1 pseudogene is annotated in these 427 nt (G+C 61.6%); it reads right to left on the bottom strand.

Annotated elements, in window-relative coordinates:
- Positions 1-162 precede the first annotated feature (162 nt).
- Positions 163-427, bottom strand: a pseudogene (locus EOC94_RS33710) (hypothetical protein); the annotation flags it as partial.

The raw sequence follows: 427 nt of genomic DNA, 5'->3' as shown, positions 1-427 counted from the left end.
GAATGTCGCCGCGGCTTCAGCCATCGCGCTGCATCATTTTTCGGCTAGAGCAATTCTAGGAAAAGTGTGAAGCGGTTTTCCGTCCAGAATTGCCTCAAAGCAAAGAGTTAGGGCATTTCGCCGTTTCCGTGAAACGGTGAAATGCTCTAAGGAGACCTGATCTCAGCTTGTCGCGTCAGCCTTCTGCAGCGCGCGCACGCGGTCGGCAAGACTGCGGTCACCGTTGCCGGAGCGTGCGTCCGACGGTACCGCCAATGCCATGGCGATCGGCGAACCAGGCCCCTCGAGCTTGGCCGTCAGATGGACGACCTCCGCCGCCAGCTCGTTCATCTGCTCGCGCAAGGCGGAGCTGCTGTCAGCGGCCTTGGAGGCGGCCAGTGCGGTGAGATCCGCCTTCAGCCGTTTGTTCTCGCGCGCCAGCGCCGTC

The organism is Mesorhizobium sp. M6A.T.Ce.TU.016.01.1.1, assembly GCF_003997065.1.
Taxonomy (GTDB): Bacteria; Pseudomonadota; Alphaproteobacteria; order Rhizobiales; family Rhizobiaceae; genus Mesorhizobium; species Mesorhizobium mediterraneum.
The sequence above is the reverse complement of the archived record's forward strand: the minus strand, read 5'-3'. Positions and strand labels throughout refer to the sequence as shown.